Below are 23432 nucleotides of genomic sequence, written 5' to 3'. Positions count from 1 at the left end.
TAGATTTCGTCGACGTATTGTATAATGCGCTTTGGCAAATTTCGTAGGATTTACGCTCGCGCTTAACTACCTTTTCTCGCTTTTGCCTCATTTTTATTTTCCACCCATTCCAAAATGTTTATGACCTTTTTTGCAATGCTGGCTCGCAGCTTGGAGGTAGGTTTGGGGGTATCCATATTTTCAGAGAAAAAAAGTATGGAGGATAGCGGTATCTCGAAGTGATCGCTGTATTTAGTGAGTAGCTCAATCGTGGGCTGCTTTTTTCCTGACTCAATCTCTGATAGATATGAGTTTGAAATGCCAAGCTCTTTACAAAGCTCGGTCTGAGACAAGTCATGGTAAGTGCGAATCAAGCGCAGCGCCTGGTTCAACATCATAGGGCTCCTTTACGAGTGACAACAGCGGGGGTAGACAGTTAGAGCAGATCACGTAAGCTTTCCGAGAGCTTGGGCCAGTGCTTGTCGACCAGGGATAACGCGAACCCGATCCAACGTACAGCACCGAAAATCACCTTTAGCCATTTCAACTTACGTCGTTTCTTCACTGTCGAGCGTCGCTTGGCGGGTTTATCAGTTTTCATTTTTTTATCCTCGTTGCCCTCTCTGAATTGAGAGGTCTCGCGTGCAACTGGATTGAAAGCTGGAGCAAGCAACACTTTTCCCCCCTTCTGAGCACCTGCTTCCGTCTCGCGCGGAAGCAGTATCCCTTCGCGGCCCGGTGGCCAGTGGTGCTGAGGCCTCGGCGCGCGTGGGGAAGGGTTAGAGGCGAACCCCCACAGGGCCGAAGCCCCCACAACTGCGAGTAAATCTCCCTACCGCATATGCAGGCTATGCCTGATCGAGAGAGATGTCAAAATAAATTCGCTATTAGCGAAAATATTTCTATAAGGAGGGTGGCCTAGCACCTGTAAGCGCGGCTGCCACACACCTTGCGGTTGCTCGGGAAAACGGCTTCAACGCCAATCAGAAGGCTTCGGTTGAATTTGGTTGCAACGTGGGACGGCAAGGCTTTTAAATGGGTGATCTCAGGGCAAGGAGGCGATCTATGTTCAATTTGCTAGTAATGGCAAACGGCTGGAGCGGTCGGCGCGACGAGCTTTCTCTAGGACGTGTCTATGTTGATGCGGCTCTAGGGCCACAGTGGAAGACTGGGGATCTGCCCAATTTTGATCTGATGAGGCGATTGCCTGCTGTTTTTTCCCCGGAAAACTCTAGGTTTGAGCCTGATCAAGTTGCTCGTGTAGGGGAGATTACCAGCACGCGATTGCAGGGCAGCAATGTTGTGGTCGAGTATCGCTACGACCCCGATATCCCCCCGATTCCTCTGGATGATCTGATGGCGCTTGCTCCCGCTTTAGGGATCCAGGTCCCGCGTAAGGGATTTGGCCCGTTTGAACACAGTCATTGGGCGATCAAGGACGCCGATTTGTTCAAAGTCTTGTTGACGGAGTGGCGACGCCCCATTCGGCAGCCTACTGTTTTCGAGCTAGCAACGCCTCAGCGTGTTCGCCCTAATTTACTCTCTGCAATGATGCCTTTCGCGGGGTTTGGGCCTGTCTGGGATGCCATTCAACGAGCTGCCACAGCGAATGGGATGGACAGTGGGCGGGCCGACAACAGATGGGACCACCCGGCGATTATCCAAGATGTTGTTGCTTTGATTGACGAAGCCGCGATAGTCATTTGCGATTGCACCGGCAAGAATGCCAACGTTTTCTATGAGATGGGGATCGCTCATTCCTACGGTAAGGAAGTGATCATTATTACCCAAAACGCCGCTGACATCCCATTCGATATTGCACACCTACGGCATATCAGGTATCTCGCAAATGACCAAGGGATAGCGCAGCTTGAGGTGGATTTGGCCGCAAGGATTCGGACACTTAGGACGTAAATTTCAAATCCTGGCGCCGCTGAGCTGGCGGCGCGCAGGCCGTACCTTAATCAGTCGCCATTAATATCGAGTTCGCGTCTAGTTTCTTCTATAGGGTTTTTGAGCAAAATTCCATATGGCAGATCTACATCGAAGCTAACGCTGTTAAGTAGTTGTCCTCGTAGAATAATCTGGCTTCTACAGAGATCGGCAGCTCAAATTTTCGAATAGCCTCTGATTCCAGCACAAAAGGATAGCTGTTGTCCTCGTGATCAAATGGGCTTCTGTCATAATCTTTGATGCTTTCAGTTGTCTCGATTATGGCTGTGTACTCTAATTCGTATTCGCATTGTTCATCATCAACAGAAATAAGGTTGGAGCTTGAGAGTTTTAACTCTTGAATATCTATGTTTTCAATTTCCGCAGTCCAGTCTACGGAGCGTATTTCGTAATCTGCCTCAGGCAGATATCGCTCGACATAGTCCAAAATCTCGTCGGCTACTTTGTTCAGCGCTTCAGTTGCAAATGCAGATGGTTCTACAGAAACTCTGAGGTTTACTGCGCTAATGAATTCATCGATGGATTTGCTGAATACTAATCTCGGGTTGTCGGCGCAATACTTCTCCATGTCCGCATCGTTGCTAATTACATGGATTGAGTGGGTTCTTTCAACTGAGAAGTCGGCTAGTCTTTCTAACACAAAAGCGTCTGCAAATTCCTTCTCTTTTGCCCCGGTGGCGAAGGGCGGTGTTACTGAAAAATAACGTTCGAACACCCTGCCGGGCGCAATACCGTCAACGCTGATTTGCTCAATTCCTTCGCCCGTTATGAATAATTTCCAATTTTGTAATAGCCTTTCCTCGATTTCCTCCGCAGAAATGTCGGTAAAAATCCCGTGTGCAGGTACATCAGGTAGGTTTCGAAGCAGCATCGCTTCTTTTTTAACCTTTTTGAGGGCTGCGGCAGTGGCGACTGATTCCGCGCGGATATGGGACCTAACTTCCCTATCGGTAGCGTCGGGGATGAGAATACGTATCTCATCTGCTTCTCGGAGCTGTTTGAGTGAGCCCAATGCGTGGGTTAAAAATTGATAGTTTTTCGAGATGTAGATATTGGTATCGATGAATACGATTCGTGACTGTAGCTCCACTGCCCTAGCTCCTTGGCGCTGATGGTTAACTGTCAGGATGTTACGAATTAAAAGCTTGTTTTATCAATCGCGGCATCACTTAGCCTTAGAAATGTCCATTGCTCCTACCGGGAGCTTTGCCCTGGGTGGAAAGGACGAAGCCGGACGCTCCAGCAAGGTGCTGCGGGATCTTTGGCATTGATGCTGCTGGTTAACGATAGGCGACTGAGGAGGTGCGGTCTAGCGCATAGCCCTTGGGTTCACCGTCGGGATGGTGCTGTAGCGCTCTTGATCGGCGAGCAGGGCTTCGCTGCCAAGTAAATCGGCCACTTGTGCGGCTGCCTCAACTTCTTTCAGCAAGCGTGGGATGGCCAGCTTCATGAGCCAATGAGGTGTCCGTTCCAGTCCTTCCGAAGCTGCACTTATGCGTGCTCGGGTGCGCTCGTCGAGCTTGATGCCTAGGGGAGCGAGTCATGGTCGGACCTGATTAAGGTATGTAGCCATTCTACCATTAGTGTCTGAGAGATTAGATGGCTGAACAAAGGCGAACCTCACTGGCCGCTTCCTGTGAGCGGAGTGAGCAGGGTGCTTTCACAGGCAGCGCAGATCCAGCCGTCATGATCTGCGGGCAGCTCCGGTCTGGTTCAAGACAGGAGCAGAAGCTCAGGCTCGCCTAAGAAATGCCCAACGGGTGCCATGCGGCGTGGCTGATTCCGTACGTAGTCTTTAGAGCCCATTCACCAAGCCCCCACAACCGTAGCGTCCTGAAGCCTTACCTGACTCACCTGACCTTTCTCATCGCCGATGGTTAGAACCGAAGGGATGGCTTTGGGTGCCCTTCTATACCAGTCACTACACCCTTGGATCACATCTCTCCAAAAGGTATAAGGCAAACAGACTGCTTCTGGCCGATTTCTGCCGGTGGCCACTCAGCCGAGCACAGATTGCTCGTCCTGCGTGGAGCGCAACAATTGGTGGTGATATGCGTCCAGCTCTGACGAGGTCTTGAACTCTGCATGGCTGTGCTGGCCGACGGTGCCGGCTAGCGCAACAAAAGGGTAGGAATAGGCTTCACGGTGTTCTTTGAACTTCATCAGAGCACTCTCGAAATAAAGGAGGCACTATGCCATACAGGTATATGATCCGGAAATTGATAGACGCGGTGCACTCGCAATCGGAATCAGCAACGTTTCGTGCTGCCGGTTTGTAAGTGTCAAGCCGTCTGGGTCAGCCATGAGCGGCGACAGCGGTTGAGCTTGTGGCGGGATCGTGTGTGGTGATAGCCTTATGATGTCATTCAGATTTTCAGGGAAGAAGTCGTGCTAAAAAATATCCGTTTGTGTCTATTCGCCCTATGCGCTTCGGCATCGAGTTACGCCAGTGCGGAGGACATCCTTTTCAAAACGTACGCCCACGACTCACCCATCGCTAGCTACACCTCGGCTCAAGGCTACTACGATTGCTCGGACGATATTGGCGCCAAAGCCCTGTGTCTAGATGATGTGAAATTTATAGACAACAGCTTCACCGCCATCCTGGTCTTTTCAGCTGATAAGCTGGTATCGGTATCTTTAGTCGCAGGTTTCGACCAAACCCTCTACGGTAAAGCGATTGGGGCCCTTGCCCAGTCTTTCACTCTCGCGACATTGGCTGATAATAAATCCCAATTGGATGTGCTCGAACTCGCGAGCAAGAGCGCCAGCAAGTCCGATTATGCGACGACCTTGGCGAATTACGAGTCGGTTGGGATCAATTCCGGAAGCTTGACTTATACCTTTATCGAGAAAGGCGCTGAGACGGCAGGGCGTAAAAGCTTTGTCAGTGCACCTGCTGCCGCGCCCAACAATATCAGGGCTGCCGAGCTAATGCTGCTCAGTGAAGGCAGCGAGAATAGCTTGATGATCCGCTTCACGCTCCCCAAGCTGGAAGCTAATAAAGTTCTGAGTGAGGTCAAAAAGCCAGTCGAAAAATTCTAGTCAATTCTACCGCGCAGGTACTGGGCGGTTTATCACTTGTGACGTAAAAATATTAAGCGGAGCACTGTATGAAATTTGTAGCTGGTTTGATTGGCGGGCTAATTCTTGCGGTGCTTGCCACCACGGTTGTGGGGCTTGCTGGCGCGGCTTCTGGAAGCGGGGCAGGCAGTGCAGGCGTATTCTTTGGAGCGTGGGTCATCGCATTCGTAATCGCCTTGACTGCACCAAGAGCAGGGAAGGCCTGGCGCCGATTATTAATCATCTCAGGGCTCATGGCTTTTATGCTCCCCTTGTCGGGGATCATATTCACTGGCAGCTATGTCGCGACGAAAGTGGATCATACGAGCGCTCATGCCGCGGCTGAAACGGCTGGCGCAACGATCGGAGGGGCGCTAGTCAGTGGAACACTAGGGTTCATTGGGTTCTTCCTCGGGGTCATCCTGATCATTGTTGGGCTGTTGACCGGTCGTGATAAACAGGTGGTGTATGTACAGGCTCCTCCGGCCGCGATCGAAAAATAGGTGGCACTGACAAGAAAAGTCAAGATCGCTCAGCGAACGTGCCAGATGATGAATATCAGGCGAGTATGTCTTGTAATCAAACCGCAAACCAAGAACCGGGGGGGAAGGGCGGGTGAATATGCCAAATTTTAGCTGTAACGCGATGTGGTTATGATTGCTTCGTCAGAGAGTGCCGTTTTTATGACCCAATCGTTCTACACATACGAGAGTCTGTGGAAGGTTTATGACAACGGCGCGGGAGAGCAATCGCTGCGTTCCGCTTCAGATGAAGAGGCGCAGCGCATGATCTACGCGCTCGTGAATACTGATGAAGCGTGGAAGGAAGTTAACTGCATGGGGCTACTAAGGTGTATCAGACCTCGATTGCATAAGTTTATCGCGAGCTGGACGGGTGGCCATTTTAAGGCGATTCGAGAATGTCAGGAAAGTGGAGAGACATCCGAATTATTAAAAGACTTTTTGGAAGATATGCGTCTTTTACCAAGTTACCCATTTGGGTTCGTGCATTATTCTAAAGATTCGAGCTGGGTAGGCCGCTATCCAGTTGGCAGTACATTAGAGATTAAAAGCTTCATGGGATGCGCAGCCCAAGGTTCAAGCTTTGTTCATGCAAAGGACCCGCGTATTTTTTTCCAAGCGTCATCTCAAGTGCGTTATCTCGGTTCACTTACGACCACGCCGCCGGAGAGGGAAGTTATTGTGATGTCAGGCGCATCTTTCAAAGTCATTCACTCCGAAGGTGGTGCAATCTACGTTGAGGATCTTTGCTGATCTGTCGCTGCTTTAGACTGGGGTTGAGCAGGATGAATCAGCCCTTCAATCTCAGCGATAGCAGCGGCTGTCTTCCAGAGCATTAGACGCAGGCCGTCCATCGTGTTCATGATTACATCAGCGGGAAGCAGGCAATCGTCGCGGGAGCCAAAGCGTAATCGGGAGCGGGCTCGGGGGCGGGCAAGCGCTGCGGGCCCATCAGGACAAACGCAACATCAACACCTGCTTGAGCGATGTTCGAAAGGTGCTCAACGCTGGGAACCCGGGCGCCGCGCTCGTAGTGTATTTGCGCGTTTTTCTCCACCCTACCCATCTTGCTAAAGGCGGTTAGAATTAGGCCTAAGCGGAGGCGCTCCTTGCCGGAGCCTCAACGCAAAACTGTCCATGCTCGCCTCTGTTATTCCGGTGCAGCTGGCGGTATTGCAGATCATTGACCGGTCGGTACGATTAGCGAAAGGTGGATAGCGTTCAATCTTCGAGCAAGCCGCAGATCCGTTCGCTATGTGTCGAGGTTCAAAGCTCTACACCGCTTGCTGGAATAACAGGGCATGGTAACTTTCCACCCCTGTACGCTCATCTGGACTCGATCACAAATCTCTGTCAGTTGCCGCTGGTGAGTTCGACGCCTTTTGTTTCTTGGAGCGTAAACACCATGACGGCAGCCAACGCATACGAAACGGATGCGAGTGAGATGGTTGCGGTAAAGCCTACTAGTGGGATCAAGACTGGAACCAGTTTAATTCCTGCGATTGCACCGACTCTCCCGAAGTTGAAACAAAATCCTGATGCGGTGGAGCGAATACTGGTAGGGAATAGCTCGGAATACCAGGCGCCGAATCCACTGAAATAACCGGTGAAAAAGCCCAGAAGCGCAGCTAGGGATCCTAGCGTGATGACGTTCTGTGTGGTGAACATCAGCTTGCCGTCGGTCAGTGGCATGAGCGTCGCCGAGTATGCAAATACGGGCACCATGATCGCCATACCGCTAAAAAAGATCGCGAATGACATGCGACGACCTAACTGCTCGGCCAGAAATCCATAAGCCAAGTAGCCGATGGTGGCTCCGATACCAATCCAGATCACAAACACTGGAGCTTGGTCGATTCGCACATTCAAGATGTTTTGCAGGTAAGAGGGCATGAACGTCGTGATGATCCAGTAGCCGTACATGCCCAAAACAGAAATGCTCAGGCCGAGCAGGGTTACTTTCAAATACTGGGGGCTGAAGATTTCTAACAGTCTGCCCTTGTCACTATTTCGACGCATGAACTCCCGATTAGCCAGCCAGATTGGCGACTCCTTTACGAACAGCCAGATAAACGCAAAAGTGAAGTAGGCTGGGATTGAGGCGTAGATGAACAGCGTGCGCCAGGATTCTGGATTGTCGCTGTCTAGGAAGCTCCAGGCGAAAATTGCTGCAAGCAGGCCACCCCCAGACCATCCGGTTTGCATAACGGAAAATGCTTTCGCCCGGCCTTCCAAAGCCCACCTACGGCGATACCCACGCAAAAGCGGAACAGGTTGAGTTCCCACAGGCTATCGGCGAACCCACAAAGTAGCGTGCCGGTGCCATACACAAATACCGACAGGAGCATCGTCTTTTTACGGCCGATTCTGTCGGAGATGTTTCCAAGAAAAAAGCCTCCGATGCCGGTGGCCAAGAGGAACCAAGCAACTGTCGACACAACGTCGGCTAGCCCGACTGAGAAAGTGTTCGCGATTGCCAGCAACACAAACCCAAAGACGGTTGCATCAAGGGCATCAAACAGCCAGGCGGCCCAAGAGCCACCCAACGTCACGTAGCGTTGGCCGACGCTCAGTTGAGCGCCAGTCATGGTTGAAACTGGGACAGTAACAGGTCCAGCAGCCAAATTTTTCATGGGCGCAACCTCATGAGTGTCGAATTATTATTTTTGGATCTTCGCGCCGCGTTATCGGAGTTTGCGTGCACGATCATGTGAGCCAATCTTAGGGTGGGCGAGGTGAGGCCGTACATAAAGCATTCGCGAGCTTGCCATCGTAAACGACGATGGCGTCGTGTCTGTCGGGTCGGCGGAGTTCCAAGAGATGGAGGTTTGGGAATCACGTGTGCGAAGGACTGCGGAGCACAAGTATTTACCGAGCATGTACCTGCCGGTTATGGTGGTGATAGCCGGATTTTTATCGCGGCCGCCGTTACCATTTCTATCGTCTCGCATGAATCGAAAGCATAGATGCGGAAGATGACTGAGGGCCCGCTTAAAGCCTCTCTGCCTCGGAATCAAGCCTGCGCCTTCGGCCAGCGAGCAGGGAAAGCGGTTTCAACTCCTTCTGTTCCAATAGTTTGGCGGCCGTACTTCAACAGACGACATTCTAGACAGTGCCCAGCTCATGACAGAGGAATCATTATGGCTTGCGTCATCCCAAGCGACCTCGACACTCCCCTGTTCTCCAAGTTTTTGAGATGTTGGGTGCACAGGGCCTGATACCCCTCTTACGGCTCCAAGCCGAAATTTTGTGATTAACCCGATCACCTTCAGCGACTATCGTTTTCTCCGTGATACTTGATCTCACCGTCATAAAGAAGTTGTGAGACTAACGAAAAATTGGTCACGGTAAAATACTAAATAAATTGCAAAATTTGAGCGCTCGCTCATCTTGCAGTTGTCGATTTTTATGCTGATAATTTACGCAGTGCTCGCACCCCACTGATGGAGCGGCTGCTAATATGATTATCATGTAAATATCGCTTCTTATGATCAGGGGAGACACATGTCGAAGCTCGCCGAGTTCCGTCAGCTTGAGCAACACCTTGCAGCGCAGCTGGCTGCCCTCGAAGCCTTGAAGGTGGATGCAGGTCTTCAGCAGGAAATTGAATTTGAGACCAAACTTCGCGATCTGCTTGCCCAATACGGCAAGAGCTTGAAAGACGTAGTTTCCATCATCGATCCGAAAGCTGGGTCCAAAGCGGCTCCAGTCAGCACGAAAGCTGTCCGGCGTGCGCGCTCCGTCAAGGTTTACAAGAACCCTCACAACGGCGAAGTGGTTGAGACTAAGGGTGGCAACCATAAGACCCTGAAGCAATGGAAAGGCGAATACGGCAGCGATGTCGTCGAGTCCTGGGTATCGTAAGTCGACGCGAATGGGTTGAGGCAGGGCGGGTAGGGTGCTTATCCTGCCCGCATCAGCGACGCCACTGATAACACTGCTGGGTGAACGGCTACAAAGAGACTACACATGAGTGATCTTGAAGAAGAAATGCGGCGCGCGCTTTTCGGCCCCGTGGGTGAGGCTGCGACACACTCGCCAACTGATCGTCCTGTTTCGCCCAAGCCGAAGGCCAAATCGCTGTCACCAAAAATTAGGGTGACATTGAAGGTCTCTAAGGTCTATGAGGGGGCAACTGAGCTGTTTGTTTATGAGGCTGACACTCTCAGCACGCTGACCGCTGAGATTGATGCCAAAGCGGCTGCTCGCAAGAAAAAATTCAAATACTTCGAAGTGGTTTCGGTCAAAACCATCTGACGATGATCGCTTCGCGATCAATGGCCCCAAGGTATGCCAATCCTTGCGGTGCCAGCACTACCGGCTTGCCTCAATTACCAGCTGTTTATCTGGATGCTTGTTGGGTGGTGGGCTAGCATATTCAGCCGTTCACGATGGTCGCGCAGAGTGAGGGATCCGTCTACGCACTCGCTCTGTTTGCGTCTGACGTCTTTTGTGCTCACTACCGAGGTCTTCGTATGACTTACTTGCTTAGGGTTGGTGACCTCTCACATGAGGATGTGCCCGGATCCCTGAAGTCGATCCTAGAGGACATGGCAGCTTATCCGGAGCGCGTCACGCCACTTGATACTGCATTGGTGCAGCGAGTCCGTGATCTGGTCAAGGGTGTCGAGATTGACCTTGATGCCCCACTGGCAGCCTTGGATGAGTGAGACGGATTACTCTGCATTCGGTATAGGACAGTCGTTAGGTTAGCCCTCCCGGCTATCCATTTGGATATTGGTGATGTGAAGGTTCAAAGCAATGAACAAGCCTGTTGAGATGCCTCCGTTAGCGGCAGACTGTGACAGTTGGGAATGCTCCTACGATGAAGCTGCGTCGCCCCACCAAGCCCGAATGTGCGCTTTGGAGCGACATCGCCAAGTTGCAAGGCAGCTTGAGATCCCTTGGGATAGATACAAAACGCTGAATGGCATCCACGAATAGGTTCTTTGTCTCGTAGGACATTTCAGGACTGCGCCAAGCGCGTTTTAAAGATTCCGGCCGTATTCGTAAATCCGGCCTCGGCGGCAATACCTTCCGCAAAACGGCGGCGAGGAATGCTTAACAAGCAGGGAGCAAATGCCATGAACTTAGATCTGACTGCGATCCAACGGAACATCCGGCTGTTTGCTGTGCCGATCCTCCTCAGCACTATCGGCCTGATCGGAATGCTGATTTGCGCTGGTCACGATGACCAGGTTACGCCGTTGGCAGCAATGATGACCGCAGTCCTACAGATCGCGTTTTGGCCAGCGTTGGCCCTCGCTCTGATAGGAGCCTCATTGTTGGCTCGAAATACCTGGCTGTTATGGCGATGGGAAAGCGGCGAGCTGATCGGCAGCTGCACAAGATGCGGCGGGGTGATGCAGCACAGGGATGGACGTTGGAGCCAATACAGCCGGTGCAATATGTGCGGCTCGACGCGGCAGGGTTGGCACTGATCGGTCTTCGGGGGCGATATTTCCAACCAAGGTGGGCTCGCTACCTGGTAGTGCGAGCAACCCGCTGAGATTCTGCCGTATGGGTCAAATCTATACGAGATTTGACGGCTTTTAACCGCACGAACATAGCGAGCGCGAGTGCAACGACCTCACTATCAGTCATCTCATCCAGAACACATTCTCGTGCCTGCCGCCATAAATCGTCATCAATCGAGATATCGTGATCCATTGGTATCCCCTTACCCTCAGACATAAAATAGCGCCTGCTTCGCGGCGCATTTGCCCAGTTGCTGTCGCTTATTTCGCCACAGTCATCCCGCACGAGAATTGCCGATCTGTCTCGCCGTGGTTCTACTATTTTCTCTAAGTGAGTCGCCCAGTTCCCACCCTAGCCTGGTGACTTCAAGTGCTAGCGCGTCTCGCTGCTTTGCTGCCTGTGAATGCATGGCTAAAAGCTTCTGAATGCTGCGACGTGCATCGGATAGGTCCCTTTGCAAGTCACCGACCTCGCAGGCCAGCAGATGGGCCTGTTGCTTCCAGCACTCTAGCGGAGTGGGGATGCCCAAGTCTTCAAATCCAGAGCAGTCGATAAGGTCATCTTTCATGGGTTGTCCACCAAGAGAACATTTGTACTCTCGGCAGGATATCGGTGGGTACTGGATGTATCAACAGTGATCAGACGAAAAGGCGATGTGCTTACCCCGCTCGCGAGCTGGCAGGTATAGCCGCGCATCAAAGTCAGCCGGGGGGCATCTTTCATTGTTTCGAGTGAGCAGAAAACGATTTCCAGGCCGCAGACTGGCCATTGTGACGAGCATCGCAACGGTGATATCAACTCCAGCGGATGAGGGCCCCGAAATCCACTCTCAATACAGCTCATTCTGCGGCTGTAGCCATGGCGACTGCTGGAGTCTGCTATCGACCCATAGCGGACATATCGCTCAAATGCTACGGGGTGGGTAATCCGAGGCGGTGTGCTTCCGCGCTCACACTCATCGGTTTGTCTTTCAGCATCGGCTTATGCCCTAGCAGGGCGATTGCCGGCTCAAGGCTGTCGTCCGAAGGTACCAGCAGGGCTTGCAGGCTTACAGGGTCGATTACTCCCCAGTTCGATAAATCATGGCACCCGCTGCCGCCGCAGACGGCCTGATAGATCACCCGGCTAGCGTGGTTTGCATCGGTGTCGCATTCGCCGCCAACGAAATCCACATTGCTGTACCGCAAGATGGTGGAGCGTGGGCCTCGTTCTACTCGGAGAATAACGTCTGCGCCCTCTGTTGAACGCAATGGCCTGGTCTCATCTACCGCAATAGTGACGGTTGCCCCAGCACACTGGAATCGCTCCTGTGCCGACGCTGGCAGGGAAAAGATGGCCGTGAAAACAAAGAGGATTGCAATCCGTCGCATGGAAAGATCTCAGGTTATCAATAAGTGGATGCTAGCAGCGGGCTGAGTGTAGGGGCGAGCCGCTTTGAGTAAGAAAGGAGTGACCGCTCCTGGCCGACTGCGGCCAGTCACGATAACGCTCATCCTCAAGCCTCTCAAGATGGAGGTTATGACATGAACGTACCATGCGACTCTGCACACCAGGTCTGGAATAAAGGCAAATTGGTTGGGCAAAAAGCGCCGCTCCGCCTGCGCGACATCTGGGGCATCAGGATCAGACTGGAGCTTGCCCGAAACGTCAGAGATTTAGCGCTTTTCGATTTAGCGATAGACAGCAAGCTCCGAGCCTGTGATCTAACGAAGCTACGTGTTCGTGATGTCGCTCACGGGAGTCACGTTGCGGCACGGGCCATCGTCATGCAGCAAAAGACACAACGGCCCGTACAGTTCGAAATCACCGCGCAGACGCGGCTCGCAGTGGAAGGATGGGTTAAACAGGCACGACTGGGAAGTGAAGACTTCTTGTTTCCAAGTCGCCTGAAAACCTCGGAGCACCTATCCACGCGTCAATACTCACGCATCGTTAAGACTTGGGTAACTTCCATCGGCCTCGACCCCGTTCCATATGGTACCCATACGATGCGTCGGACCAAGGCCTCGCTGATCTATCGGAGAACCAAAAATATCAGAGCAGTCCAGGTACTTCTCGGCCACACCAAGCTGGAAAGCACAGTCAGATATCTTGGCATCGAAGTAGATGACGCGCTTGAGATGGCGGAGCAGACTGAAGTGTGACCTGGGATCGGCGACGGGGAGCACCCCGTCGCTTTCGGAGATTAGGAGCCAGTCGCAGGTCCTGCGCGTAGAATATTGTCTGAGTACGGCAGCCGAGAATGGAGCGAGCGTCCGATGAGTGAGGCAATGCAAACAACTGTGGTTTGCCAGGATCCAGGGGATGGCAGCGGTGATGTCATCATCGATCTCCATCCGGACTTCCTCAAAGCACTGAACATCGGTCTCGGTGATTCGTTGAGCATTGAGTTGGCCGATGGATCTCTGGTCCTAAAGCCAATCCGTGAAGTTGATGCGAAGTCATGAGGCTGGTTTCGACCCAAAGCGGACGCTCCCGGCTACGCTTGATATAATATGCGAGCTCACCAGCGCTCACCAGGACGTGATTATGTTCGATGGTTTTCAGCTTGAGATGATGGAGTTGCCCGAGGCAACCTTACGTGTTCGCTACGGCGGTTCAGGTCCTCCGTTGCTACTGCTTCATGGTCATCCCCGTACCCATACGACGTGGCATGCGGTGGCACCTCTGCTCGCAACTTCCTTCACAGTGATTTGCCCTGATCTGAGAGGCTTTGGCAAGTCCAGCAAGCCAGTCAATCATCATGATTACGAGGCTTCTTCAAAAAGAGCAAAAGCGCGTGACTGCGTTGCCCTTATGGATCGCCTTGGATTTGAAGAGTTTTACTTAGCGGGCCATGACCGTGGAAGCTACGTTGCTTTCCGCGCAGCACTTGACCATCCCGCAAGAGTGCTGAAATTAGCCATCCTCGATGGAGTCCCAATCTTGGAAGCGCTCGAACGGTGTGACGCGAAGTTCGCCTCCAAATGGTGGCACTGGTTCTTCTACGCCCAGCGTGACAAACCAGAACGAGCAATTCTCTCTGATCCTGCGGATTGGTATCAGGGTAACGTTGAATCGATGGGAAGGGAGAATTATGAGGATTTTCAATCCGCCATCCACGACCCTGAAACTGTTGTCGGCATGCTCGGTGATTATCGCGCAGGGATCGCGGTTGACCAGGTACATGATAGGGAAGACCGTGAGGCGGGCCGCATAATCAAATGCCCGCTCCACGTCATCTGGTCTTTGAAGGACGACTTGGAAGACCTCTATGGCGACGTTCTATCCGTTTGGCAGCCTTGGGCGGAAAAGGCAGTAACTGGCGCAGGAATCGACTGCGCGCATCACATGGCTGAAGAAGCCCCCGTGGAATTGGCTCACGCGCTGAAAACCTTCTTCGGCGGAATATGAACACTGCGACAGTCTAGTGACCGCTTTTGGCCGAAAGCTGACTATCTGATTGAAAAGGCCGAGCTTGAAGGGTTGATAGGCAGTTGGTACGTTTGGGAACCTCTACTGGTGGGAGCCTGACATGGGAACTGATTCCTCGCTACAGATCGAACGCGCTGCTTATGAGGAGTTTATCCGGCTCTGGGGCCAAGGGAGCTTCGAGCATCAGCGACTGGGTCAAGCGTTCTACAACCACTTCAATCTACACAAACTCACCGATCAGGCCCGATTGCACGGTCTATACGAGGCCAACGGTGAGAAAGCTTCGGGCTTGATCTCGAGGCTTTTCCACCTTCACTGAGTGGCAGCTATCGGCCAGAAGCGGTCGGCTGGCTTTTTTTGAGCGCCATCGGCTGGGAGAATGGCCATTGCGATTGATGTCAAACTCGCATTACCCTTGGGTTGAGTGCTGTGGCAATGGCGAGTTGCCTTTCCGTATTTGATGCCATACGGACGACTAAATGCTTAAATTTCCTGGAAGATTAAAAAGGATGGCCAAAAGAAACGCTACGCAAGGTACCCAGCCCATGCCAGATGTCACCTCGCTGCCACCGACACAACCTACATTGAACGCTGTTCCGAAAGTCTGCCTGGTTGACACCGCACCCGACGTCTCAGCTCTGCTAACCCAGAAACTCTACGATTGCACGACAGCCACTCTAGGCGGCGATGTAAAGACCCCCAAAAACAGAGAGGGTATGCAGACTTACCTCCGCCCATTGGTAATGCTGCCTTCCAACCTGCACGAATTTCACGTGGTCGTGGTTGACTTGGCGAAGACCGACAGCATAGACGAGTCTGAAGCACGCGCCGAGTTGAAAAACACCACCGGTAAAATAGTATATGCGCTGATTAGTTCCTATCCAGAGCAAGTTTTCAACTCGAAGGGATTCGGAGCAACCAGATTTTCTACTGAAATCGAGGAAGTTCTCAAGAAGCAATCCGTTATTGTAATTTTCGCAGCTGAAAATGAAAAAATCCATTACGACGTTGCTGAGATTGGAATACATGGCGCAAACGTAGTTGATCAATTCAACTGCGAAACCTTACGCCTTTGCAGTGGAATAAAAGAGTTCAAGAACAAATTTGGAAAAACAGTTGAACTGCATAAAGAAGAGACACGATTCCACTCATTTATCGGCAAGTACCTCAAAGACGCTCACTACGAAGTAATTTTTCCCCATCCCATGGTCTGGAGGAACGGGAACAGCAAGCCGGATGAACGATTCGTTCCTATTCTGGCCAATGCAGGGGGTGAAATCGTTGGGTACGCGATGTTTGTTGATGAAGGTGCCGTCTTCGTCCTTCCGCAGTTGGCGCGCAAAGCAGAATTTCTGGTTGAATTCTTTGACAACCTTGCGGGGGTGTTTCCAGACGTTTTTCCGTACAACGGCATGTTTGCATGGCTGGACGACAGCTCTCATCCACTCCCCGGCGAAGAGGAGATTCGTGAACAACGTGCAGCGATTGAAGCAAAGTACATAACTGATGTCGCTGAGAATGATACCGCTATTGCAAATCTGAAAAGTGAATTCAGCTTCCTTCGTGTAATGCTTTCAGGAACGGGAGACGAGTTAGTAGAAGCTGTACGCGAATATTTTGTCTGGCTGGGCTACTCCTCCGCAAAAGCCATGGATGAGCACAGCGAGGATACGCTGGAAGAAGATATTCAAATTGAACTGGAGCCTGGCCTCTTGGTGGTAGAGGTCAAAGGCATCGGCGGAACGTCCAAAGACAAGGAATGCGCTCAGATCTCCAAGATTAAGAATCGACGCCAAGAGGAAAGAAAAGCGTGGGACGTATCAGCTCTGTACATCGTGAACCACCAACGATACGTTTCTCCCAAGCTGCGGATAAACCCGCCTTTTACTCCAAACCAGATAAAAGACGCGCTGCTGGACAAGCGGGGGCTGATTACGACGTATCAACTCTACAACGCCTATTTCGATATCCTTCGCGGATTGATTACCAAGGACGATGTTCGAAACCAGTTGCTGGGGTTCGGACATGTAAAAATCGCACCGCCGGAGCTGACCGAGATCGGCGTCGTCGACGAAGTTTTCCAAAACGGCCGCGTGGTTATTTTGCAACTATATGAAGCAACGGTGTCTGTTGGCAGCAAGCTGTATATCCTAAAAAACGACGTATACGAAACTCGGAATGTCTTAAGTCTTCAGCTAGACGGCGTGTCAGTAGACCGAGCCTTCGGTGGCGAGTTAGGCATTCAGGTGGACGCACCGATCAAGAAAGGGAGCCGGATTCTCATTCCAACTCAGACGGAGGAGCCAACTGGCATGGCAGGATGACACTCTCGTTTCTGAAAACCGCTCCATAGAAGCATGAGCATGAAGAGACGGCACATCGGCGAGCGAAAACCTAGCATGGGGAATGAGAAGTGCCATCTGCAAAAACTGTGATGAAGACGCCTGAGTTACTGGTGTTTGGGAGGTTTCTAGCTGCTGGTTTTATGGCGGCAGAGGTCTGGCGTGTTGCATTTTCTCTTGGGAAAAATTTCGCACCTAAAATGCAAGGCATAGCCTCTTGCTTCGTGATTACAGGTATCGCTGCGGGATTGACGCTATGTCTGATCTACATCTTCGCTCGTGGGGCGTGCAGCCTTGTAACACGGATGGTAAGCAGCGCCCGAGTAGACCTCTTACTTACGGTCATCCTTGGAGTTTGGGTTGATGAACTCGTATCGCCCTGGCTCACAAAAATTCACACGGCTGTTGCTGCGGCGGACCCAAACTGGGCGCCGACCTTGCTCCTTTTTTTCAGTGCAATGCTGCTGTCTCCACTGGTGCAACAATACCGGCCTAGAGCTAGGGCGCTACCCCAGCTGTACTTCCTTTCTGATACAGAGGTAAATCGTAAGGAAGAGGACTCGCTCACAACCGAACCACAAGCTGAATCTTTTGCAAGGACAGTGCTCGCCAGCGGTGCTCACACGGGACTAGTCTTTGGAGTGGACGGCCCATGGGGCGTAGGCAAAACCAGCTTCATCAATCTCGCTGAGCGCTACTGGACGCAAGCTCCAGATAAAGTGATAGTCTGCCGATTTGAACCGTTGCGCTATGCCTCGGAACCAGACCTTGCGGATCGGCTGATAAAAGACCTCTCAGCCGCAATTCAGCGGGAAGTATTCGCCCCTGAATTTCGACCAGCTGCCTCCCGATACTCCCGCTTGCTCAAAGGCAAAGCCGACTTTTCCTTCCTTGGCTTCAAGCTTTCTCTTGAACCGTCGCAAGAAACCTTGGATGAGCTGCTGGAGGACATAGATGAGGTTCTTCGTCGCATCGATAGACGGGTAATCATCGTGATCGATGACCTCGATCGACTTGACGCGAGAACCGTCAACTCTGTGTTATTTGCTACAAGGCGAACTTTTAGACTGTCGCGGGCTACATATATCTTGTGCTACGACACTGAAATACTAGCCGGTGCGCAGGAGGAAGGAACGAGAGCAAGGGAGTTTCTTGAGAAATTTGTCACTGTCAAGCTGAGCCTTTTTGTCGACAGCTCAAGCATCAAAAATTACTTAGAGCGCGACTGGCAGGGCGAGGGAAGCGAGCTGGGCTCGATCCCTGCTGACACCATGTTCAAACTTGGAGCAGTACTCGGAGAGCTGGGGAAAATTCTTGACGGAAGCTTGGCACCAGCCTATCTGCCGCTCGTTGGAAATTTGCGTAAAGTAAAACGTTTTTTCAACGCCATGCTGCTCATGCAGCTTGAACGCAGCGACCTTGCGCGGACAGACTTTAACAAACGCGATCTTATCAACCTCATACTGATCCACCTCCATTATCCAGGGCTCTTCAGAACGATCTATGCAGAAGAAACTGAGCGACGCTCAGGAGTCTTTTCTCTCCACAAAGCACCTGGAGAACGGGAGTTTCAAAACTCAGAGGCGTTTTCGAGCGTGGTTAACAGCCAGCCAAGCCCTGCCCAGTTACTCCTGAATCAGCTTTTCAACGTCAGGACTTTAGAGCTTTCAGTGCACATGGATGTCGATGAAGCGACATTGGCTACACGTGCCTGCTTCAACAGTGGCTTATATAGGAATTTGGAAAATTACCTAAAACTTATCGTTCGATTCGCTGCACCCGAACCCCAAAAAACCTACATTTTGTATTCCCAAGCAGTAGACAAAGTTCGAAATGGCGAGAGCATCGCTGCCCTCCTAGCGTCGTCTGATTTTAATCTACAGCAAGGCGAGCATCCCCATGATCAATTTTGGAGGCTGCTGATCAATAAATCCTATGATCTTAGCCAAGCTGTCGCCGACGATGCGATCAATATGTTGATCGATTTCATTCCTAAGTATTCATCGGTGACGGACAGCATGGCCTCTCTCCGTCAACGATCAATTTACTCCCTATTACACCTTCTCGACCGAGCTGGATGGGGCAGATCCGCAGTTCGGCGTCACAACATTCCGGAAAATATTCGAGAAATTGCATCTCGGATTTTTGGCGATCACGGCTATGAGGGAAAAGACATAATTGGCAGACTCGCAAGCACTGAACGCGGAGTGCTTGGCTGGAACGATCTGATGCTCTTTCGGCTTCAATGCTCTGCCGATCGACAAGGGCAACTGCACAACCTTCAGTCAGCACTCGTGCAACATGAGGATCCTACCGCGCCCACTACCGGCTACGTGGATGCACTTGCGCGACTAGGTATGCGTGCATTGTCTCAACAGGTGTTTGCGCTGTTTAAGTCCACTTACATCGATCAAGAGCGTAATTTTTATGACAATGCCAACGATACCCCTGACAGAGATTTCCTTGGAACAACCGGGAGCTTGGTAGCCGCAGGTGATTCTCCAAACGCTGAAGAAACTCAATCGCGCTCCCTGGCGGAGCGTGTTGCATCAATACGCTCCAGTATCAAATCTTTCGTGATTTACCAACTCAGCAACACCTTTGGTCCTACCGGGTCAGGAATTGGTTGCGGGTTCTACGACGCTCAAGGGACAGGCGATGCAGCAGAGATAGCCAGATTGATGAATGACTACGTATTTGAATTCTGCTTCAACCCAGAGCTTCAGCAGGAAAACGCATATCACTTCACTGATCATTGCCTGGCCAATCTGAGCAATTCGTTCTTCACAGACAGCGATCAAGTTGGTTTTATTCCGACCAGGTCAGGATTGGTGGGAGGGTTTAATGCGCGGGCCCTGGGGAGCTACTGGGCTCGTCACCAAGCAGTCATTCGACAAGCGAATGCGCTTGTGCAAGAGAGATACGTGTACACGATTAATTACATGGCCTCATACAGCGACGATCTCGAACAAGTTTACTCTGTGCTCGACGAACTGGCCGCAGACCCTGCGAGAGATATGACGTAAAGCTTGGGCGCTTGTTTATTAGCTTACTCCATAAACTGTTCGTCTACGGCAAGCGTCTACAGAGCATGTGTCGATTTGCTCGGACCCCAGAGGCGATTAGTTAATGTGGTCAGATCAACTTTTTAATTAGTAGCCTATGGGGCAATTCTGCTTAGCGGGTTTCGTACGCCATAGACCGCTTCGTAGCCAGGGGTGGAGGCGTGTTGATCTGGTCAATTCTTGCCAAACGGCAGATATCGGCCAGAAGAAAACACTCAGCGCCCTGACTGATCACGCAGCGCATCCAGAAGCAAACGAAAAGCCGGTTTGTGCTGGCGCCGGCTTGGGTAGTAGAGGTGATACCCGGTGACGGTGCCAGTCCAGTCCTCCATCAGCCGCACCAGGCGACCTTGTGCCAGATCCTGCTCCACCAGATGCTCCGGGAAGTAGCCCAGTCCGGCGCCCGCCCTGACAAAATCACGCATGAGCCAGATGTTGTTACTCACCAGATGCCCGTCGGCGCGTACTTTGATTTCTCTCCCGTTTTTTGCGAAAGGCCAAGCCCACAATCCTCCTGAGGTGGGCTGGCGCAGGTTGATACAGGCGTGCTCGGTCAGATCCTGTGGCGTCAGTGGTTTAGCGCGGTGTTCCAGATAGGCGGGGGCGGCCACTAGTGCCAGGCGAAAATCCCGGCCGATGGGCATGCTGATCATGTCCTGAGCCAGCTGCGGCCCCGGGCGGATACCGGCATCGAAGCGCTCTGCAAAGATATCGACCAATGCGTAGCTGTCGTTGATTTCGACCTTTATGCCCGGATAGTCAGTCATCAATTGCAGCGCAGCCGGGGCAAGGACGAGATGGGTTGCGTGCTCCATGGAGGTGATGCGCAGGCTACCCGCCGGCATGCCGCTCAATTCGCTCAGCTCGTTGAGCCCTGACTCGATCCCGTCAAAATGCGGCCCGATGCTGTCGATCAGGCGCGCGCCGGCTTCGGTCGGCGCGACGCTGCGGGTACTGCGGGTCAGCAATTGCACACCCAGGCGCGATTCCAGTTTGGTGATGGTGCGGCTCAGCGCAGGCTGGGAAACGCCAAGCTGCGCCGCCGCTTTGGTAAAACTGCCTTCACGGGCGACCCGAAGGAGGGCCAGGAGATCGGTTACGTTGTCGCGCACGATTGATGCTCTGCGGTTATATGTCAACGCCAACCCAAAACTGACCCCCTCGGCCTGCTTTTAAACGCTCTTCACCGCTCGCGCAGGGCTGGTACCCGCCTTGCGTTTATCCTTGAGCCGGTAGCTATCGCCGGATATCTGCACGATGTGCGCGTGATGTAACAACCGATCCAGCATCGCGGCCGTCAACGTCTGATCATCGGCGAAAGTGCCCGCCCACTGGGTGAACGGCAGGTTGCTGGTGAGGATCATGCTGCCGCGCTCGTATCGGCGGGCAACGACGTTGAAGAACAGATTGGCTTCATCACGTCCGAAAGGCAGGTATCCGATCTCGTCGATCACCAACAGTCGTGGCCCCATCACCGCACGGTTGAAGTATTCCTTTAGGCGATCCTGCCGGTGTGCGGCGGCGAGTTGCAGCATCAGGTCAGCAGCGGTGATGAAGCGAGTTTTGATGCCAGCCAACGTGGCACGATAGGCCAATGCGCAGGCCAGATGCGTTTTGCCCACACCGCTGGGGCCGAGCAAAACGATGTTCTCGGCGCGCTCGATGAAGCTCAGTCCCGCCAGTTCTTGCAGCTGCGCGCGTGGCGCGCCGCTGGCGAAGGCAAAATCGTATTGCTCCAGCGTTTTGAGAGCGGGCAGTGTCGCCATCTTCAGTAGGGTTTGGCGTGATCGCTCGGTGCGTGCCTCAGCCTCTACGCGCAGCAAATGCTCCAGGAAGTCGGCGAAGCTCTGCTCCTGAGCGGCGGCTTGCTGCGCCAAGCCAGCCCAGTCTGCGGCCATCCGCTCCAGCTTGAGCTGCTGGCACATTTCGATGATGCGCGCGTGCTGAAGGTTCATCGACGTGTCTCCAGCAACTCATCGTAAACCGAGAGCGGGTGCTGCAAGCTCTCGTGCGGTAGCACGCGGCCTGGCCGCAAAAGAGGTAGCGCCAGAGTGCTCACCCTGCTGGCCGGTAGCGGTAACAAGACGTCGCGCTCTTCGGCCAGACGCGCTGCCGGCTTAACCCCTGTGGTGCCATGAATCCGCTGATGCGCGACTTCATCGAGCCAGCGCCCGATGTGGGCATTGGCGGTTGCGACGTCCAACGGCAAACCCGCGCTCTTGAGTGTGGCCGCCAGTGGCGTGATGAAACTGCCTTTGAGGTAGCCGTTGAAACGCTCGACCTTACCCTTGGTTTTTGCGCGGTAGGGCCGGCAAACGCGCGGCCGAAAACCGTATTCGTCGGGCAGTGCCAGCAGTCGAGGATGCCAGCGATGCTGGCCAGCACCATACGCATCGCGCTCAAGGATGATCGCGCCGGCGTTGTCGAACAGCGCCTCTTCCGGCACTCCACCGAAAAAGGCGAAGGCCTCGCGCAAACCGTTTAGCCACGCATCGCTGTCCTCGCGAGCGCCGAAGCAGACGAAGGTGGCGCGGCTGTAGCCAAGCGTGGCGACAAAGGCCTTGAGTGGGTCGCGGCCCCTGCGAATGGTGGTGAAGTCGACCTGAAGTTGCTGGCCAGGCAATGTCTCAAAGCGCACAACCGGGTCGTACACCGGACGCTTGAAGGGCGCCAGCCAGGATTTGAGCCGGCTGACCCCACCGGCATAGCCTTGCGCCTGAATTTCGCGAAGCAGCACTGTCGCGGGAATCCAATGCGGCCGGGCTGCATCTATGCGCTCTTGCAGGTAGGCCTTGAAGGGGGCGAGCTTGGCCGGCCGGGTCGGCCTTGCCGGATAACACGGCTGATCGGCTTCGCCGCGCAGATACCTGCGCACGGTGTTGCGCGACAGCCCGAGCGTGCGCGCGATGGTTTTGATACCCATGCCCTGACGGGCCAATACCTTGATTTCCACTGACTGCTCCTGGGTCAACATCTCGGCAGCTCAAAGCCACCATGATCGCCCAGGGGGTCAATTGAGTTGGCGTTAGGGGGTCAGTTTTACATTGGCGGTGACAGCTATCGAGGTACCGACGCCTCCAATGCCCCCGTTGACGTTGACTGCCGGGAGCATCGCGGCCCGTGCAACGCCGATGTGGGAGTTCGCTGCTTCCATTTTATGCTGCGCGATAACGATGTCTGCGCGACGCTGTAGCAGCGTCGCAGGCATGCATGTCGGGATCTGCGGCAGCGAGGCAATGTCTTTGAGCGGCCGACTGCTGGCGGAGAAATTCGACGCTGGCTTGCCCAACGGAACGGCGAGCGCACGCTCATTGGTCCTTCTTTGCTGTTGCAGGGCGACCGCCTCAGCGCGCGCCGTTTACAATTCTGTCTTGGCTCGCGAAGAGTCGAACTCGCCTACATCCCCAGATCGAATCGGCTCTGCGTGACGTGAACGGTCTGTTCACGCCAGCGCGCGGTCTCATTCAGGGTTGTCAGGTCTACCTCGGTTTCGCGCAGCCGGAAATAGGTTCGCGCGACGTCCGCGTGTAGAGAAAGCCCCGACAATTGCTCTCCTAGGTCGGTTGGATCCATTCTGAAAATACTGTAACCTATATATCGTGCTACCGAGCTGGCTT

22 protein-coding genes and 1 pseudogene are annotated in these 23432 nt (G+C 53.1%); 13 read left to right on the top strand and 10 right to left on the bottom strand.

From position 1 onward, the window contains the following. Positions 1 to 62: 62 nt before the first annotated feature. Positions 63 to 374 carry a helix-turn-helix transcriptional regulator gene (locus tag AC07VF_RS01810; RefSeq protein ID WP_495008738.1) on the bottom strand — a complete coding sequence of 104 codons (312 nt, stop codon included), beginning with the start codon at positions 372 to 374 and terminating at the stop codon, positions 63 to 65. Between the two features lie 41 nt (positions 375 to 415). Then, positions 416 to 580, bottom strand: coding sequence for a hypothetical protein (locus AC07VF_RS01805; protein ID WP_495008739.1), 165 nt, complete (start codon positions 578 to 580; stop codon positions 416 to 418). A gap of 464 nt (positions 581 to 1044) precedes the next feature. Here AC07VF_RS01805 and AC07VF_RS01800 point away from each other — a divergent pair, with 464 nt between their 5' ends. After that, complete coding sequence (locus AC07VF_RS01800; RefSeq protein ID WP_495008740.1) at positions 1045 to 1893, top strand: hypothetical protein; 849 nt, start codon at positions 1045 to 1047, stop codon at positions 1891 to 1893. A 124-nt stretch (positions 1894 to 2017) separates the two neighbouring features. Here AC07VF_RS01800 and AC07VF_RS01795 read toward each other — a convergent pair whose 3' ends face one another. The 4 genes from AC07VF_RS01795 to AC07VF_RS01780 form a co-directional block, all read right to left on the bottom strand. Then, entirely contained in the window at positions 2018 to 3022 is a 1005-nt protein-coding gene (locus tag AC07VF_RS01795) for a PIN domain-containing protein (protein ID WP_495008741.1), read from the bottom strand. A gap of 219 nt (positions 3023 to 3241) precedes the next feature. Further along, positions 3242 to 3457 (bottom strand): transcriptional regulator, encoded by a 216-nt coding sequence (locus AC07VF_RS01790; protein WP_495008780.1) that lies wholly within the window; start codon positions 3455 to 3457, stop codon positions 3242 to 3244. 281 nt (positions 3458 to 3738) lie between these two features. After that, positions 3739 to 3870: a DUF2026 family protein gene (locus AC07VF_RS01785; protein WP_495031048.1), complete on the bottom strand. Its 132-nt coding sequence runs from the start codon at positions 3868 to 3870 to the stop codon at positions 3739 to 3741. A 60-nt stretch (positions 3871 to 3930) separates the two neighbouring features. Beyond that, positions 3931 to 4095, bottom strand: coding sequence for a hypothetical protein (locus tag AC07VF_RS01780; protein WP_495008743.1), 165 nt, complete (start codon positions 4093 to 4095; stop codon positions 3931 to 3933). A gap of 225 nt (positions 4096 to 4320) precedes the next feature. Between AC07VF_RS01780 and AC07VF_RS01775 the strand changes: the two genes are divergently transcribed. From AC07VF_RS01775 to AC07VF_RS01765, 3 genes are all read left to right on the top strand, one after another. Further along, the gene (locus AC07VF_RS01775; protein WP_495008744.1) at positions 4321 to 4977 is read left to right on the top strand and encodes a hypothetical protein; all 657 of its coding nucleotides are present in this window, start codon (positions 4321 to 4323) and stop codon (positions 4975 to 4977) included. A 68-nt stretch (positions 4978 to 5045) separates the two neighbouring features. Then, a complete protein-coding gene (locus AC07VF_RS01770) occupies positions 5046 to 5498 on the top strand; it encodes a hypothetical protein (protein ID WP_495008745.1) in 453 nt (150 codons plus the stop codon). A 180-nt stretch (positions 5499 to 5678) separates the two neighbouring features. After that, positions 5679 to 6269: a hypothetical protein gene (locus AC07VF_RS01765; protein ID WP_495008746.1), complete on the top strand. Its 591-nt coding sequence runs from the start codon at positions 5679 to 5681 to the stop codon at positions 6267 to 6269. Between the two features lie 600 nt (positions 6270 to 6869). On the opposite strand, the pseudogene AC07VF_RS01760 reads toward AC07VF_RS01765, so the two are convergent. Then, positions 6870 to 8104: pseudogene (locus tag AC07VF_RS01760) on the bottom strand (MFS transporter). A gap of 916 nt (positions 8105 to 9020) precedes the next feature. On the opposite strand from AC07VF_RS01760, the gene AC07VF_RS01755 reads away from it, so the two are divergent. The 9 genes from AC07VF_RS01755 (at position 9021) to AC07VF_RS01715 (ending at position 19776) form a co-directional block, all read left to right on the top strand. Then, positions 9021 to 9380 carry a histone-like nucleoid-structuring protein, MvaT/MvaU family gene (locus AC07VF_RS01755; protein WP_495008747.1) on the top strand — a complete coding sequence of 120 codons (360 nt, stop codon included), beginning with the start codon at positions 9021 to 9023 and terminating at the stop codon, positions 9378 to 9380. Between the two features lie 105 nt (positions 9381 to 9485). After that, on the top strand, positions 9486 to 9773 hold the full coding sequence (locus tag AC07VF_RS01750; protein ID WP_495008748.1) for a hypothetical protein: 288 nt from the start codon (positions 9486 to 9488) through the stop codon (positions 9771 to 9773). Between the two features lie 218 nt (positions 9774 to 9991). Next, complete coding sequence (locus tag AC07VF_RS01745) at positions 9992 to 10186, top strand: type II toxin-antitoxin system PrlF family antitoxin (protein WP_495008749.1); 195 nt, start codon at positions 9992 to 9994, stop codon at positions 10184 to 10186. Positions 10187 to 10600: 414 nt separating this feature from the next. Continuing rightward, positions 10601 to 10957: a hypothetical protein gene (locus AC07VF_RS01740; RefSeq protein ID WP_495008750.1), complete on the top strand. Its 357-nt coding sequence runs from the start codon at positions 10601 to 10603 to the stop codon at positions 10955 to 10957. Between the two features lie 1560 nt (positions 10958 to 12517). Further along, on the top strand, positions 12518 to 13138 hold the full coding sequence (locus tag AC07VF_RS01735) for a tyrosine-type recombinase/integrase (RefSeq protein ID WP_495008751.1): 621 nt from the start codon (positions 12518 to 12520) through the stop codon (positions 13136 to 13138). A gap of 114 nt (positions 13139 to 13252) precedes the next feature. Beyond that, entirely contained in the window at positions 13253 to 13441 is a 189-nt protein-coding gene (locus AC07VF_RS01730) for an AbrB/MazE/SpoVT family DNA-binding domain-containing protein (RefSeq protein ID WP_495008752.1), read from the top strand. A gap of 82 nt (positions 13442 to 13523) precedes the next feature. Next, a complete protein-coding gene (locus tag AC07VF_RS01725) occupies positions 13524 to 14387 on the top strand; it encodes an alpha/beta fold hydrolase (RefSeq protein ID WP_495008753.1) in 864 nt (287 codons plus the stop codon). A 566-nt stretch (positions 14388 to 14953) separates the two neighbouring features. Beyond that, the gene (locus AC07VF_RS01720; protein ID WP_495008754.1) at positions 14954 to 16732 is read left to right on the top strand and encodes a hypothetical protein; all 1779 of its coding nucleotides are present in this window, start codon (positions 14954 to 14956) and stop codon (positions 16730 to 16732) included. 89 nt (positions 16733 to 16821) lie between these two features. Next, the gene (locus tag AC07VF_RS01715) at positions 16822 to 19776 is read left to right on the top strand and encodes a KAP family NTPase (RefSeq protein WP_495008755.1); all 2955 of its coding nucleotides are present in this window, start codon (positions 16822 to 16824) and stop codon (positions 19774 to 19776) included. 254 nt (positions 19777 to 20030) lie between these two features. Here AC07VF_RS01715 and AC07VF_RS01710 read toward each other — a convergent pair whose 3' ends face one another. From AC07VF_RS01710 to istA, 3 genes are read right to left on the bottom strand one after another with little or no spacing between them, the layout of a single operon-like run. Then, positions 20031 to 20930, bottom strand: coding sequence for a LysR family transcriptional regulator (locus AC07VF_RS01710; protein ID WP_495008781.1), 900 nt, complete (start codon positions 20928 to 20930; stop codon positions 20031 to 20033). 57 nt (positions 20931 to 20987) lie between these two features. Beyond that, positions 20988 to 21770 (bottom strand): IS21-like element helper ATPase IstB, encoded by a 783-nt coding sequence (gene istB, locus AC07VF_RS01705; RefSeq protein WP_226507529.1) that lies wholly within the window; start codon positions 21768 to 21770, stop codon positions 20988 to 20990. After that, the gene (gene istA / locus AC07VF_RS01700; RefSeq protein ID WP_495008756.1) at positions 21767 to 22789 is read right to left on the bottom strand and encodes an IS21 family transposase; all 1023 of its coding nucleotides are present in this window, start codon (positions 22787 to 22789) and stop codon (positions 21767 to 21769) included. Before istA ends, istB begins: the two co-directional genes overlap by 4 nt. Positions 22790 to 23432: the final 643 nt, after the last annotated feature.

The organism is Pseudomonas sp. GW821-FHT02H06, from assembly GCF_059421525.1.
Note: the sequence above shows the minus strand (reverse complement) of the source record. Positions and strands in the feature narration are given on the sequence as shown.